Origin of the sequence: Shinella sp. HZN7 (genome assembly GCF_001652565.1) — a bacterium.
GTDB classification, from domain to species: Bacteria; Pseudomonadota; Alphaproteobacteria; order Rhizobiales; family Rhizobiaceae; genus Shinella; species Shinella granuli.
The window spans coordinates 261,837-276,179 of record NZ_CP015737.1 but is presented as its reverse complement, the minus strand read 5'-3'; the positions used below and the strand labels follow the sequence as shown (position 1 = coordinate 276,179).

The following is a 14,343-nucleotide window of genomic DNA, read 5'->3' as shown; positions in this document are numbered from 1 at the left end:
AGTCCGTTATCCGTCCATGGAGACGAGGTGCGCCGTAATGGCGGCGTCGATGGCCGCCAGATCGTCCGCCGTAAGCCGCAGCGTGCCGGCCCGCGCATTGTCGAGCGCCTGTGCCGGGTTCCTGGCGCCGCAGAGCGCGAAGGTCACGCCCGTCTGCGCCAGCGTCCAGGCGATCACGACCTGGGCGATGCTCGCGCCATGGCGCTCGGCGACGGGGCGGATCGCATCGGAAAAGGCCTTCGCCTTCTGCCGGTTGGCGACGGAGAAGCGTGGATTGTCCTTGCGCTGGTCGTCGCCGGAGAAGACGCGGTCCGGGCCGATCGTGCCGGAGAGCAGGCCGAGTGCCAGCGAGGAATAGCTGAGCGTCGCCACGCCGTTTCGAACGGTGAGCGGCAGCAGGTCCGCCTCGATCTTGCGATCAATCATGCTGAACCGCTCCTGGATCGCGTCGAGCGACCCGGTCTCTATATACTGTTCGAGCTCCGACCGATTGACATTGCTCGCGCCGATGGCGCGGATCTTGCCGGCCGTCTTCAGCTCTTCCAGCGCCGCGACCGTCTCCCCGATCGGCGTCGTCGCGTCCTGCCAGTGGGTGATGTAGAGGTCGATATAGTCCGTGCCGAGCCGGCGCAGGCTCTCCTCCACCTCGTGGACGATCGCGTCCCGGCCGAGATAGCGATGGACCGGTCTGCCGTCCTGGTCGAAGAAATGGCTGCCCTTCCGCGTGTGCCAGACGAGGCCGCATTTCGTGGCGATGACAGCCTTGTCGCGGCGCCCGGCAATGGCCTTGCCGACGATCTCCTCCGCGCGGCCGAGGCCATAGGCGGGCGCCGTGTCGATGAGCGTCACGCCGGCGTCGAGCGAGGCCTCTATGGCGGCGATGGATTGCGCCTCGTCCGTGCCGCCCCACATCCAGCCGCCGATCGCCCAGGTGCCGAGGCCGACGGCCGAGGCCTTGACGCCGGAGCGCCCGATGTCGCGGATCAATTGTTCGCCGCTCATGCGGAAATTCCTTCTTCGGATGCCAGTTCAAGAATGCGCGCGCCGGTCGCCTCGTCGGTGACGAGCGTGTCGAGATGATCGCCGCGCAGGACGCTGAGGATGGAGCCTGCCTTGTTGAAGCCGCTCGCGACGCCGATCTTCGTCGGGATCGAGGCGAATTCCGAAAGCGTCAGCGAGACCAGCGCGCGGTTGAGGCTGTAGTCGCAGAGCCGGCCTTCGCCATCCAGGAGATGGGCGAGAAGCTCCGAGCTCGCGCCGGAATGTTCGATGGCCTTGCGGTCCTCGCTCGACGAGGGGTGCAGGTCGTAATAGGTCGAGTCCGGGCTGAGGATCGAGCCGATGCCGACGACGGCCACCTTCGCCTCGCGCGCCCGCTGGAAGACGTCGGCGACGGAGCGCATGTTCATCAGCATTTCCCGCTGCTCGGCATCGTCGGCGAAAAGCGGCGCGTGGATCTGGTAGGAGCGCCCGCCGAGCCGTTCGGCCATCAGCGTCGAGACATGGTTGACGTCCGTATAGTGTTTTCCCTGCACGCAGCCCGTCGCGGGAATGACCTCGACATCAAAGCGGCGCGGCGCCTGCAGGCCAGCGACGACGGCGCTGACGCCCTTGCCGCCGGTGATGCAGATCGTGTCGCCGTCGGCGATCTCCTTAAGCAGCAGGCGGGCTGCCGCTTCGCCGACGGCCTGGAGCGCCGTCTGCGGATTGTCGGAGACGGTCGGCACCACGACGGCGCGGCGGATGCCGCCGAGTGCCAGGAGCCGCTCCTCCATGTCGACCAGCGGCTCGACCGGCGACTTGATCTTGATCTCGACGAGGCCGAGCTGGCGGCCGCGCTTGATGAGGCGGTTGACGGTGGCGTGCGACAGGCCGAGCTGGTCGGCGATCTGCGCCTGCGTCAGGCCTTCCAGGAAGTGCAGCACGAGCGCCTGGTGCATCTGTCGGGCAATCACGATCTCTTCGCGCGGCGCCGTGGTCTTGGGTTTCAGCTTGGCGATCGGCATGTCAGGCGGCCTTCCGCTTGTGCAGGAAATGGTCGATCGAGACGGCGGCGAGCAGGATGCAGCCCTTGATCATGTCCTGCCAGTAGACCGAGACATTGAGCAGGATCAGCGAGGAGGTGACGACCGAGAGCAGCGCAATGCCGAGGATGGCGCCGAGGATGGTGCCCGAGCCGCCATTGAGCGAGGCCCCGCCGATCACCGCTGCCGCGATGATGTTGAGCTCCATGCCGACGCCGAAGGTGGGGGTCGCGGCGCCGAAGCGGGACATGTAGATGACGCCTGCGACACCGGCGAGCGTCGAGCACAGCACCGTCACCCAGAACTTCACCTGGTTGGTCTTGATGCCGGAATAGAGCGCGGCCTTTTCGTTGCTGCCGGTATAGAAGACCTTGCGGAAGGCGGTCGCCCGGCGCAGCAGGAAATCGAACAGGATGACGACGGCGACGAAGATCAGGATGACATAGGGCACGCCGTAGAAGGTGCCCTGCCCCACGGCCTTGAAGCCGGCCGGCAGCGTGAAGAGCGAGAGCGGCGTGCCCTTGGTGATGATGAGGCAGAGGCCGCGCACGATCACCATGGCTGCCAGAGACGTGATGAAGTGGTTGAGGCCGACGACCGTCACGAAGAAGCCCATGGCGGCGCCGATGGCGCCCGAGGCGAGGATGCCGATCAGAGAGGCCGTCCACGGATCGAGCCCGGCGAGGAACAGCGAGCCGGACAGCACCATCGCGAAGCAGACGACGGAGCCGACCGCAAGGTCGATGCCGCCGACGATCAAGAGGATCGTCATGCCGACGACGACGATGCCTTCCACCGAAAAGCTCATCAGCATGGCGCGGAAGTTGCCGAGCGTCAGGAAGTGCGGCGAGGCGAAGCTCATGATCACGCAGAGCGCGAGGATGATCGCGATCAGCCCGGCCTCGCGCATGGTGCCGATGCGCCTGAAGGACGATGTCTTCGGCGTGCCTGCCGCCATCGTGTCGATTGCCATTCCCGTCTCTCCCAGTTTCTTCTCACGCGGCATGGTTTGCCGCCCTTGCCGTGCCCAGGCCCGAAGCGAGCCGGATCACGGCCTCCTCCGTCATTTCCCTTGCGCCGAGTTCCCCCGCGATGCGTCCCTCCCGGACGACGAGCACGCGGTCGCAGAGCCCGAGCAGCTCCGGCATTTCCGAGGATATGACGAGGATGCCGATGCCCGCGCGCGCAAGCTCGCGCAGCAGGCGATGAATTTCGGTCTTCGCGCCGACATCGATGCCGCGCGTCGGCTCGTCCATCAGGATGACCTTCGGCTTGACGGCGAGTTGCTTGGCGATGGCAACCTTCTGCTGGTTGCCACCCGAGAGCGATTTTACCGGCGCATCGATACCGCCCATGCGCACCGCGAGGCGCTTCGCAAAGTCCTCCGCCAGCGCCGCCTCGGCGCGGCCGTTGAGCAGGCCAAGCGGGCTCGTCAGCGACTTGAGGTCCAGGACGGAGATGTTCTGCGCGATGGAAAGGTCGAGGAAGACGCCGGATCCCTTGCGGTCCTCGGAGAGGTAGACGATGCCGGCCTTCACCGCATCCGCATAGGAGCGGATCGCCTGCGCCGCGCCGTGCAGGCGCACCGTGCCGGCGGTGTGCGGCCGCAGCCCGCAGATGCCCTCGGCGATCTCCGTGCGGCCGGAGCCGATGAGGCCGCCGATGCCGAGGATCTCGCCCTTGCGCAGGGTGAAGCCGACGTCGTGGAAACGGTCGCCGTCACCGAGGTGATCGACTTCGAGGATCGTCGCGCCCGGCTCCGTGTCGAGCTTGTCCGGATAGAGCTGCGTGATCTCGCGTCCCACCATGCGGCGCACGACATCGTCAGGCGTGATGTCGGCGATGCGGTCGGTACAGACATAGCGCCCGTCGCGGAAAACGGTCACGCGGTCGCAGAGCGAGAAAATCTCGGCCATGCGGTGGCTGATATAGATGATCGAGATGCCGTTCGCCTTGAGGTCGCGGATGATGGAGAAGAGCTGCTGCGCCTCGGTTTCGGTAAGCGCGGCAGTCGGCTCGTCGAGGATCAGCACGCGGCAGTCGAGCGTCAGCGCCTTGGCGATCTCGACGAGCTGCTGGCTGGAAATCGGCAGGTCCGCCACCTTGCGGCGGACGTCGATGGCGGCAAGGCGGTTCATCACGGCCTGCGCATCGCGCTCCAGGGCGCGGTAGTTCATGAAGGGCGAGCGACGACGGTTGGTGGCGGCCATGAACATGTTTTCCGCCACGCTCGCATCCGGGCAGAGCGCGATCTCCTGGTGGACGAGGCCGATGCCGAGCGCCTGGGCGGCGGCAGGGGATGCGATGCGCACGGCCTTGCCGTCGACGCGGATCTCCCCCTCGGTCGGCTGCAGGACGCCGGCGATGATGTTCATCAGCGTCGACTTGCCGGCGCCGTTCTCGCCGCAGAGCGCATGGACCTCGCCGCGTTCCAGGGTGAAGTCGACCTCGGTCAACGCCTTCACCGCCCCGAAATGCTTGGTCACGCCATGAATGGTGAGCACCGGCTCCGCCATCGTCTTTCCTTCCAAATCGTCGTCCATAGCTCCCCCCTCTGCCCGGCAGGGCAGAGAGGGGAAGCCACAGTGGAAGCGGCCAAAGGCATGAGCCGCCGATACTACTCCTCGATGCCCTTGGTGCCGCGACGCTTCAGGTACTTGTCCCAGTAGAAGTCGTCGGCATTTTCCGCCGTCACGATGGACAGGCCATTGTCGACGACCGGGATGCTCATCGGGTTGAAGCCCGAGCGCTTGGCATCGTTCATCGGGTCGATCAGTTCCGGATGCTTGGCGAGCCACAGCAGCATGAAGCCCATATAGCCCTGCATGCCCTGGTTCGGGTTGATCGAGCCGAACACCTCGCCGGCCTTGATCATGTCGAGGATGTTGGCGTTGACGTCCGCGCACATGACGAGGACGTTGCCGCCGGCCTCCTTGTTGGCCTGCGCCGCGCCGATGGCGGAGTTGGCTTCCGGCATGAAGACCGCGCCGAGATTCGGATTGGCCTGGATGATGCTGGAAAGTCCCTGATAGGCCTTGGTCGGATCCTGGTTGGAGGCGGCGCGGCCGACCAGCTTCATGTCCGGCCACTTCTCCTCCATACGGGCGATGAAGGCGGCGATGCGCTTGTCGTGGTTGTCCTGGCCGGGGTTTTCGAGCACCGCATATTCGCCCTTGCCGCCCATCTTCTCGGCAATCGCATCGGCCGCATAGGTGCCTTCGCGGGTGTTGTCGGAGGTGATGAAGGACACGCGCTTGGAAAGCGGCGAGTCGGCGGCGAAGGTCACGACCGCCGTGCCCTGGTCGATGGCGCGGTTGATCGGCTCGATGAACGGATCGGAGTTCATCGGATGGACGAGGATGCCGGCCGGGTTCTGCGCCAGCGCCTGGTCGAAGGTGGCGATCTGCTTGTTGACGTCATATTCCGGCGTGCCGGTATATTCCGTCTCGCAGCCGAGCTGCTGGCCGGCCTGCTTGAACATCTCATAGACCGGGAACCAGTATTCGACGCCCGAGACCATGACATTCATGACGTATTTCTCGCCCGGCTTGCAGCGGAACGGGTTCTCCGTCTCGGCCGCCGCGGAACCGGCAAAAAGCGTCGTCGCAAGGACCGCCAACGCGGTCGTCGTCAGAAAAGTGCGCAAGTATCCTCCTCCGGGGCGAAAGCCCCTCCCAAAAAGCCCGTGGGCGTCGTTCCGACGCCGGTGATCTCCGTGAAGACCGGAATTCCTCCTCGAAGTCCGGTATGGGCAGCTAATCGCAAAGCAGAGGGAGTGTCAATATAATTCAGACAATGAAATATATTTCATATCCAAATCATGAAATCAAGCCCGACGGCTGAAATATCTTTCATCCCTTCGCGACGGCCGCCACCGACGCGGCAAAGACCGGATCGGCCATCAGCGCGCGGCAGCGGGCAAAGCGCTCGTCCGCATAGGCCCGGAAATCGGCGGCCGGGTTGCCGTTCGCAAGTTGGATCAGCCCCCAGAGCGTCCAGAGCAGGTCGCACATCGCCTTGTAGATGACGATGCGGCCGCGCTCGGCCGGTTTCGGCTCGCCGCCGAAATAGGCGCGGATCATCGCCTCCTCCTGCTCGCGGTCGAACTCCGCCTCGACCGAGAGATCGCCGAGGTCCCACATCGGGTCGTTCATGCCGGAATATTCCCAGTCGACGATCCACATACGGTCTCCCGTATCGAGGAAGTTCTCGCAGAGCGGATCGCAATGGCAGGCGACGACGGGCAGCGGATGGGCGGCGAGCGCGGCGCGCACCGTTTCCGCCTCGCGCAGCCCGTCGTGATAGCCTTCCGGCAGGGCGACATCCTTGGTGGAGAGCACCGCAAGATAATCGTCGATCATCTGGAAGAGCTCGAAGCGCGCCGGAAAGACCGCGCCGCTGCCGTGCAGGCGCCGGAAGGCCTCGCCTGCCCGCGCCGGCGCGCCGGCAACGGCCTTGAAGCCCTCCGGCGTCATCGTCGTCGCGCCGGGAATGAAACGGGTGACCATCAATCCGCTCGCCGCATCCGCGTGAAAGACCTCCGGCCCCACGCCGACCCGCGCCGCTTCCCGCGCCGCAACGGCCTCGTTGCCGCGGTCGATATATTCCTCCGTGCCCCTGCCGGGCACGCGCAGGCACCAGTCGCGGACGCGGAAGACGAGATTGGTGAGGCCGCCGAGCCGTTCCACCGGGCCGTCATACCCTTCCAGAAGGGGAATTTTCGCGATTGCATCCAGGGCCTGCCGCTCTTCGCTCATGAACACCTCCTTTTGGCCGTCCGCGACGGTTTCACAGATTTCAGCCTTTCGCTATCATCATCAAAACATGAGGGAAGGCCATGGCAAACGGACATCATGAGGGTGCACTCGGCGCGGTCTACAATGCAAGCGGCACGGAGGAGGTCGCGGCCCTCTACGACGGCTGGGCGGAGACCTACGACGCCGACATGGCGAGCGCCGGCTACCGCCATCCATCGATCTGCGTCGCGCTCCTCGCGCGCCACCTGCCGCGCGGCGCCGCGCCCCTGCTCGATGCGGGCGCCGGCACCGGGCTCATCGGCGAATGGCTGGCGATCCTCGGCTATGCCCATGTCGAGGGCCTCGACATTTCCGAGGGCATGCTCCAGCGGGCGGCGGCGAAGGCCGTCTATGCCGCCCTGCACCGCGCCGCCCTCGGCAATCCCCTGCCCTTTCCGGACGGGCATTTCGCCGGCATCGTCTCGGCCGGCGTCTTCACGTCGGGCCATGTCGGCGTCGAGGGCCTGCCGGAACTCATCCGCATCACGCGGCCGGGCGGCGTCCTCGTCCTGACGGTGAAGAACACGCTGTGGAACGACGGCTTTTCCGACCGGCTGGCGGCCCTGGAGCGCGAAGGCATCCTCGCGCGGGCCGAGGAGACCGCGCCCTATGTCTCGATGCCCGGCGAGACGGGCACCGTGCCGAGCCGCGGCGTGGTGCTGAAGGTACTGCGCCACGCCTGAGGCAGCGCCGCCGGTCAGGCCGGCTGCACCTCGACCGTCACATGCGACAGCCCGCCGAGATGGGCAAGCCGTGCCTTGTAGTCGGACGGCGCCTTCGGGTGCGGGGATGAGAGCGAGACGATCGCCGCGTGATGGCCGGGGCCGACCTGCCAGACATGCAGGTCGGTGATGTGCTCGTCGCCGCGTTCCAGCACCGTGCGGATATCCTCCGCCAGCGCCCCGCCCTCCGGCACCGCGTCGATCAGCACGCCGCCAGCCTCGCGGACGAGGCTCCACGACCAGCGGGCGATGACCAGCGCCCCGACGACACCCATCACCGGATCGGCCCAGAGCCAGCCGTAGCTCCGGCCGAGCAGCAGCGCAACAATGGCAAGGATGGAGGTCAGCGCATCCGCCAGCACATGCAGGTAGGCGGCGCGCAGGTTGTTGTCGCGCGCCGAATGCGGGTGGTGGTGCGCATGGTGGTGATCGTGGCCGTCATGGTGATGATGGTCATCGTGGTTATGATGATGGCCGCCGTGAGCGTGATAGCCGTGATGGTGATGCGCATGGTCGTCCCGCAGCAGCCAGGCGCTGACAAGGTTCACCGCAAGGCCGGCGACGGCCACGGCGATCGCCTGACCGAAATGGATCTCGACCGGATCGGCAAGGCGCAGGACGCTTTTCCAGCCGATGAGCAGGGCGATGAAGGCCAGGACGATGGCGCTGGCAAAGCCCGCGAGATCGCCGAGCTTGCCCGTGCCGAAGGTGAAGCGCGGATCGCGCGCATGCCGCCGCGCATAGGAGTAGGCGAGCGCCGCGATCAGCATGGCGCCGGCATGGGTGGACATGTGCCAGCCGTCCGCCACCAGCGCCATCGAGCCGTAGATCGTGCCCGCGACGATTTCCGCCACCATCATGCCGGCCGTCAGCGCGATGACGAGCCAGACCCTGCGCTCGTTGCGGCTGTGGTCGGCGCCGAGGAAGATGTGGTCATGGGTGGGCCTTGCCGTCGTATCGTTTGCCATGGGACTCCCTTTCGTTGCGGCAGGCGGGACCGAATGCCCTCGGCAGCGCCCGCGGCAAGGCTGCTTCGCCCTGCTGCGGGACCTGGGCTATTTCATGTAGGTCCGGATGACCCCGATCAGCTCCTCGCCGCCCTGAAGACAGTCCGCCTTCGTCTCAGCCTCCATCACATGATGGCGCAGATGATCCTCCATCACCTCCGCCGTCAGGCCGCCGAGCGCGCCGCGCACGGAGGCGAGCTGGCGCATGATCTCCGCACAGCCCGCCTCGCCTTCCAGCGCGCGTTCGATGCCCTCGATCTGGCCGCGGATGCGGCGCACCCGGGCGATCAGCTTGTCCTTCTGCTGGATGGTGTGGCTCATGCGGGGTCGCCTTTCGAATCCATAGTATAGAGGGGTATACTATAGGTTGGCCGATCCGGAAAGGCCCGGAGGCCTCCCCTGCCGCAGGATCAGGCTTTCACGCGCGCACCGGCCGGGTCGTAGAGCGGTTCGAGGTGGATCTTCGCCGGCGTGCGTTCCATGGCGACGACGAGCTCGTAGTCGCCGCCCGTCAGGAAATCGTCGTCCACACCCTCGGCGCGGCGCACATAGCCGTAGCCGACATTCTTGCCGAGTGTATAGCCGTAGCCGCCGCTGGTGAGGTAACCGACGGGCTCGCCGTTGCGCAGGATCGTCTCGCGGCCGACGAGCACGATGTCCGGATTGTCGACCGTGAAGCCGGCCAGCGCCTTCTTGCGCTTTTCACCCTGCAGCGCCTCCAGCGCCCGGCGGCCGAGGAAATCGGTGTTCTTGCGCAGCTTCACCGCCCAGCCGAGGCCGGCATCGAAGGGCGTGTCGTTCGGCGTGATGTCAGACCCCCAGGCGCGGTAACCCTTTTCGAGACGCAGCGATTCCAGCGCGCGATAGCCGACCGGACGGATACCGAACGGGGCGCCCGCCGTCATCAGCGCATCGAAGACCGTGCCGATGGCCTCGATCGGCACATGCAGCTCCCAGCCGAGCTCGCCGACATAGGTGACACGCAGCGCCCGCACGACATGGCCGGCAAGCACGATCTCCCGCACATGACCGAAGGGGAAGCCGGCATTGGAGACATCGGTGTCGGCAAGTGCAGCCAGCACCTCGCGCGCCTTCGGCCCCATCAGCGACAGCGTGCCGAAATCTTCCGTCACGTCGCGAAGCGTCACGTCGAGGCCGCCGGGAAGATGATCGGCGATCCAGCCGAGGTCATGGGTGCGGAAGCCCGTGCCGGTCACGATGTAGAATTTCTCCTCGGCGAGCCGCGCCACCGTCAGGTCCGCCTCGATGCCGCCGCGGGTGTTGAGAAGCTGCGTGTAGGTCAGCCGCCCCACCGGCTTGCCGACATCGTTGGCGCAGATCCAGTCGAGCGCCTTCAGCGCGTCCGGCCCCGTCATCTCGTATTTGGCGAAGGAGGACTGGTCGAAGATGCCGACGGCCTCGCGCACATGGCGGTGCTCGTCGCCGACCGTCGAGAACCAGTTCTGCCTTCCCATCGAATAGACGTCGCGCGCCTCCATGCCCTTCGGCGCGAACCAGTTCGGCCGTTCCCAGCCGAGCTTGGAGCCGAACACCGCGCCATGCGCCTTCAGCCGCTCGTAGAGCGGCGAGACGACGCGCGGGCGGCCGCTCTCGTATTCCTCGTGCGGAAAGCCGATCGTATAGTGCTTGCCATAGGCCTCCAGCGTGCGGTCGAGCACCCATTGGCGGTCGCGGTGCATGCCGGCAAAGCGGCGGATATCGACCACCCAGAGGTCGAGCGGCGCCTCGCCGTCGACGACCCATTGCGCCAGCACCCAGCCCGCCCCGCCGCCGGACGCGATGCCGAAGGCGTTGAAGCCCGCGCCGACGAACATGTTGCTGCATTCCGGCGCCACGCCGAGGATGAAGTTGCCGTCGGGCGTGAAACTCTCCGGCCCGTTGATCATCTGCTTGACGCCGACCTTCTCCAGCGCCGGCACGCGGGCGATCGCCTCCACCATATGCTGCTCGAAATGGTCGAAATCGTCGTCGAAGAGCCGGTAGGCCCACTCGTCGGGCACGTCGCCGGTCGTCCAGGGCTGCGGGTTCGGCTCGTAGCCGCCCATGACGAGCCCGCCGACCTCCTCCTTGAAATAGGTGCGGCGATCGGGATCTCGGATCGTCGGCGCATCGGTGGCGAGCCCCGGCACGGTTTCCGTGATGATATACTGGTGCTTGACCGGCTGCAGCGGCACGTTGATGCCGGCCATCGCGCCGACCTGCCGCGCCCACTGGCCGGCGCAGTTGACCACCTTGTCGCAGGCGATGTCGCCCAGCGTCGTGCGCACGCGGCGAATGCGGCCGTCCTCGATGTCGAAGCCCGTGACGCGCACGTTCTCGACAATCTTCGCGCCGTGCATGCGCGTGCCCCTTGCGAGCGACTGGGTGATGTCCGAAGGGCTTGCCTGGCCGTCCGTCGGCAGCCAGCTCGCGCCCACGAGGTCGCCGACCTCCATCAGCGGCCACATGGCCTTGACCTCCTGCGGCGTCAAAAGCTGCATGTCCATGCCGAAGCTCTTCGCCGTGGTGGCGAGGCGGCGGAACTCCGTCCAGCGGTCCTGGTTGGTGGCGAGCCGCAGGCATCCCGTCATCTTCCAGCCGGTCGCAAGGCCCGTCTCGGCTTCGAGGCCCTTGTAGAGATCGACGGAATATTTCAGCACCCGGGTGATCGACGCCGAGGAGCGGAGCTGGCCGACGAGGCCGGCCGCATGCCAGGTCGAGCCCGAGGTCAGCGTGCCCTGCTCCAGGAGGATCACGTCCGCCTTGTGGTCGCGGGCGAGATGATAGGCCGTCGAGCAGCCGATGATGCCGCCGCCGATGACAACGATCTCAGCATGGGATGGCAGGGTCATTTGGTGTGTTTCCCGTATTTTGTTCTGTAATGGTCGAGCGCCCCGTCGAGACGATCGAGATTTTCGGCCGTGTAGCCGACATAGTCGGCGCCGGGCGCTGCAAGATGGAGTTCGGAGACCATGCTCCACATCGCCTCGCGCAAGAGCGAGGCGCATTGCATGGCGGCATGCGAGCGAAGGATCGCCGGGTCGGGCGCGCCGGCGAAATAGGCGGCGAGGAAATCCTCCGCCTCGTCGGGCGAAAGCCCGGCATTGGAGGTGGCGCCGGCAAGGTCGAACATGGCGGTGGAGAAGCCGGCATATTCGAAGTCGATCAGCCAGAGCCGCGCGCCGTCGTCGAGAATGTTGGCCGGCAGCAGGTCGTTGTGCGCGAAGACGATGGGCAGCGGCGCCTGTGCCACCTCCAGTTCCTCGGCAAGCGCCAGATAGCCCGGAAGGTGCGGCTTCATGCGGCTGCCGCCCTCCCGCAGCGTGCGGGCATAGTCGCGCACCACATGGAAGGGCCAGAAAAGGAAGGCGGCGCCGCTCACCTCCTGCGGCATCTCGTCGTGGAACCGGCGCAGCAGGTCCGCCACCCGCCGCCGCTCGGCGGCAACGTCTTCCGCGCCAAAAGTCTTCGCGCCGAGGAAGGCCGAGACCATGACACCGGGCTCGGCGTAGCGCACCTCCGGGCCGAAGCCGGCCGCATGGGCCGCCCGCGCCGTCATCAGCTCCCGCTCGCGGAAGACATGGTGGAAGGGATAGTCCCGGCCGAAGCGCACGACATGGCGCCCCGCCGCATCGTTGACGAGATAGCTCTCGTTGCTGATGCCGCCCTTCAGCGGCGCGATCTCGATGCGGCCCGCCCAGCAGGGCAGAGCGCGGATGCGGTCCTCGACGGCGCGGCTGGGCTCGACATGGCCCTCCATCAGCTCACCCTCTCGCGGATGCGGTTCGCGCCGGCGGAAATCAGCCGGTCGGCGATGATGGCGATGAAGGCGATCGAAAGGCCGGCGACGAGGCCGCGGCCCGTATCGGCCTTGGTGAGCGCGATATAAACCTCCTGCCCGAGGTCGCGCGTGCCGACCAGTGCGGTGATGACCAGCATGGAGAGGGCGAACATGATCGTCTGGTTGAGACCGAGCAGGATTTCCGGCAGCGCCAGCTTCAGCTTGATCTTGGCGAGGATCTGCCTCTGCGTGCAGCCCATGGCGCGGCCCGCCTCCACCACGCGCGGATCGACGCGCTGGAGCCCCAGCACCGTGTAGCGGATCGCCGGCACGACGGCGTAGGCGACGACGGCGATCATCGCGGTGAAATCGCCGACGCGGAACAGCATGACGACGGGCATGAGATAGACGAAGGAGGGCAGTGTCTGCAGCGTGTCGATGACGAGCTGGAGCCAGCGCCACAGCCGTTCGCGCTCGGCCGCCAGGATGCCGAGCGGCACGCCGATGAGGCAGGCGAAGACGACGGAGATGCCGCAGAGATAGACGGTGATCATCGCCTTCTCCCATTGCCCGGTCGCCGCGATCAGGAAGGAAAGCACGCCGACCAGCGCGGCAAGGCGCAGGCCGCCCAGCCGGTAGCCCGAAAGCGCCAGCAGCGCGACGACCCCGGCCCAGGGCAGGTCGCCGAGCAGCCGCTTCAGCGGCACGAGGATGTTCAGGAGGATGACGTTGCGGATCGCCTCCAGCGTGTCGAAGAAGTTGACGTTGATCCAGCGCACCACCTCGGACCAGAAGGTGCCGGTGGAGACCTGCCAGCTTTCCGGGAAACTCTGGAGCGCGGGCACGGCAAGCCCGGCGAGGAAGGTCGCAACAACGATGGCGAGCGCGGCGAGGAGATAGGGGTGTCGGGACACGAGGCCGCCGCTTGCCGGGAGACCGGCCGCGGGCCGGCCGGCCTTTTCCGCATAGGCCTGGCTCAACCGGTCGAGCGCCACGGCGAGCGCGACGATGGCGAGCCCCGCTTCGAGGCCCGCACCGATATCGAGGCGGCGCAGCGCGGCGAGCACGTCGAAGCCGAGGCCGCCGGCGCCGATCATCGAGGCGATGATGACCATGTTGAGCGAAAGCATGATGACCTGGTTGACGCCGACCATCAGGCTGTCCTTGGCAGACGGCACCATGACCTTCCAGGTCATCTGCCGCCGGCTGCAGCCGACCATGTTGCCGAGGTCGCGGATCTCCGCCGGCACGGAGCGCATGGCGAGGATGGTGACGCGCGCCATCGGCGGCAGGGCATAGATCAGCGTCGCGACGATTGCCGCCGTCGGGCCGAAGCCGAAGAAGACGAGCACGGGCACGAGATAGGCGAAGACCGGGATCGTCTGCATGAGGTCGAGAACGGGAACCAGCATCCGCTCGAAGAAAGGCCAGCGCCAGGCGGCAAGGCCGAGCAAGAGGCCGGCCACCACGCCGATCGGCACGGCGACGACGATGGAGGCGAGCGTCACCATGGCGCTCGTCCACTGGCCGAAGATGACGAGGAAGCCGAAGCAGGCCGTGACGAGCGCGGCGAGCCGCGCGCCGCCGGCATGGTGGCCGATCAGCGCGACGATGGCGAGCACCGCGAGCCAGGAGAGCGGCGGCAGGTGCTGCACGGCGCTCGAGCCCTGCCCCGACAGGAGGCCGCTCGACAGGAGGCCGAGCGCCACCCGGTAGGGAACGTCGATGATCTCGGCGAGGAAACGGGTAAGGTCCGTAAAGGTGAAGAGGCCGAAGCTCGCCTCGTCCACCAGCCATTTCGTCGCCCTGCCGATCCAGCGCGCCGCCGGGATCTCGAAGGCGCGCGGATAGGAGAAGGCCCATTTCGCAAAGTCCTCGCCGAACTGCCAGAAGAGGACGAAGAGGGCGAGGGCGAGCGGCCACGGCCAGCGCGCCCGCGCCGCACCGCGCGCGGCCGGGTTTTCCGGGATCGGCTCGGAGACGGGCTGGAGGACGGGGAAGGACGCGCCCATG

The 14,343-nt window shown here is 66.7% G+C and carries 12 protein-coding genes; 1 reads left to right on the top strand and 11 read right to left on the bottom strand.

Annotation, left to right across the window (positions count from 1 at the left end; translation table 11 throughout):
* Positions 1–6 precede the first annotated feature (6 nt).
* The 6 genes from shn_RS23695 to shn_RS23670 form a co-directional block, all read right to left on the bottom strand.
* Positions 7–1,002 carry an aldo/keto reductase gene (locus tag shn_RS23695; protein ID WP_064332976.1) on the bottom strand — a complete coding sequence of 332 codons (996 nt, stop codon included), beginning with the start codon at positions 1,000–1,002 and terminating at the stop codon, positions 7–9.
* Positions 999–2,006, bottom strand: coding sequence for a sugar-binding transcriptional regulator (locus shn_RS23690; protein WP_064332975.1), 1,008 nt, complete (start codon positions 2,004–2,006; stop codon positions 999–1,001). Before shn_RS23690 ends, shn_RS23695 begins: the two co-directional genes overlap by 4 nt.
* 1 nt (position 2,007) lies before the next feature.
* A complete protein-coding gene (locus shn_RS23685) occupies positions 2,008–2,997 on the bottom strand; it encodes an ABC transporter permease (protein WP_064332974.1) in 990 nt (329 codons plus the stop codon).
* 22 nt (positions 2,998–3,019) lie between these two features.
* A complete protein-coding gene (locus shn_RS23680; protein ID WP_064333274.1) occupies positions 3,020–4,540 on the bottom strand; it encodes a sugar ABC transporter ATP-binding protein in 1,521 nt (506 codons plus the stop codon).
* Between the two features lie 101 nt (positions 4,541–4,641).
* Positions 4,642–5,670: a substrate-binding domain-containing protein gene (locus tag shn_RS23675; protein ID WP_064332973.1), complete on the bottom strand. Its 1,029-nt coding sequence runs from the start codon at positions 5,668–5,670 to the stop codon at positions 4,642–4,644.
* Positions 5,671–5,875: 205 nt separating this feature from the next.
* Positions 5,876–6,781: a phosphotransferase family protein gene (locus shn_RS23670; protein WP_064332972.1), complete on the bottom strand. Its 906-nt coding sequence runs from the start codon at positions 6,779–6,781 to the stop codon at positions 5,876–5,878.
* Positions 6,782–6,861: 80 nt separating this feature from the next.
* Here shn_RS23670 and shn_RS23665 point away from each other — a divergent pair, with 80 nt between their 5' ends.
* On the top strand, positions 6,862–7,503 hold the full coding sequence (locus shn_RS23665; RefSeq protein WP_064332971.1) for a class I SAM-dependent methyltransferase: 642 nt from the start codon (positions 6,862–6,864) through the stop codon (positions 7,501–7,503).
* Positions 7,504–7,517: 14 nt separating this feature from the next.
* Here the strand turns inward: shn_RS23665 and dmeF are convergent, their stop codons facing one another.
* The 5 genes from dmeF to shn_RS23640 form a co-directional block, all read right to left on the bottom strand.
* Positions 7,518–8,510 carry a CDF family Co(II)/Ni(II) efflux transporter DmeF gene (gene dmeF, locus shn_RS23660; protein ID WP_064332970.1) on the bottom strand — a complete coding sequence of 331 codons (993 nt, stop codon included), beginning with the start codon at positions 8,508–8,510 and terminating at the stop codon, positions 7,518–7,520.
* Positions 8,511–8,597: 87 nt separating this feature from the next.
* The gene (locus shn_RS23655; RefSeq protein ID WP_064332969.1) at positions 8,598–8,870 is read right to left on the bottom strand and encodes a metal/formaldehyde-sensitive transcriptional repressor; all 273 of its coding nucleotides are present in this window, start codon (positions 8,868–8,870) and stop codon (positions 8,598–8,600) included.
* Positions 8,871–8,959: 89 nt separating this feature from the next.
* Positions 8,960–11,401, bottom strand: coding sequence for an FAD-dependent oxidoreductase (locus tag shn_RS23650; RefSeq protein ID WP_064332968.1), 2,442 nt, complete (start codon positions 11,399–11,401; stop codon positions 8,960–8,962).
* On the bottom strand, positions 11,398–12,309 hold the full coding sequence (locus shn_RS23645; protein ID WP_064332967.1) for a choline/ethanolamine kinase family protein: 912 nt from the start codon (positions 12,307–12,309) through the stop codon (positions 11,398–11,400). Before shn_RS23645 ends, shn_RS23650 begins: the two co-directional genes overlap by 4 nt.
* Entirely contained in the window at positions 12,309–14,342 is a 2,034-nt protein-coding gene (locus shn_RS23640; RefSeq protein WP_064332966.1) for a proline/glycine betaine ABC transporter permease, read from the bottom strand. The genes shn_RS23645 and shn_RS23640 overlap by 1 nt, the downstream gene beginning before the upstream one ends.
* Position 14,343: the final 1 nt, after the last annotated feature.

Bases quoted from the DNA above. Each gene is read 5' to 3' on its own strand.
- shn_RS23690 (WP_064332975.1), bottom strand. From the start codon at position 2,006: ATGCCGATCGCCAAGCTGAAACCCAAGACCACGGCGCCGCGCGAAGAG.
- shn_RS23665 (WP_064332971.1), top strand. From the start codon at position 6,862: ATGGCAAACGGACATCATGAGGGTGCACTCGGCGCGGTCTACAATGCA.
- shn_RS23655 (WP_064332969.1), bottom strand. From the start codon at position 8,870: ATGAGCCACACCATCCAGCAGAAGGACAAGCTGATCGCCCGGGTGCGC.
- shn_RS23650 (WP_064332968.1), bottom strand. From the start codon at position 11,401: ATGACCCTGCCATCCCATGCTGAGATCGTTGTCATCGGCGGCGGCATC.
- shn_RS23670 (WP_064332972.1), bottom strand. From the start codon at position 6,781: ATGAGCGAAGAGCGGCAGGCCCTGGATGCAATCGCGAAAATTCCCCTT.
- shn_RS23695 (WP_064332976.1), bottom strand. From the start codon at position 1,002: ATGAGCGGCGAACAATTGATCCGCGACATCGGGCGCTCCGGCGTCAAG.
- shn_RS23640 (WP_064332966.1), bottom strand. From the start codon at position 14,342: ATGGGCGCGTCCTTCCCCGTCCTCCAGCCCGTCTCCGAGCCGATCCCG.
- shn_RS23685 (WP_064332974.1), bottom strand. From the start codon at position 2,997: ATGGCAATCGACACGATGGCGGCAGGCACGCCGAAGACATCGTCCTTC.
- shn_RS23645 (WP_064332967.1), bottom strand. From the start codon at position 12,309: ATGGAGGGCCATGTCGAGCCCAGCCGCGCCGTCGAGGACCGCATCCGC.
- shn_RS23680 (WP_064333274.1), bottom strand. From the start codon at position 4,540: ATGGCGGAGCCGGTGCTCACCATTCATGGCGTGACCAAGCATTTCGGG.
- dmeF (WP_064332970.1), bottom strand. From the start codon at position 8,510: ATGGCAAACGATACGACGGCAAGGCCCACCCATGACCACATCTTCCTC.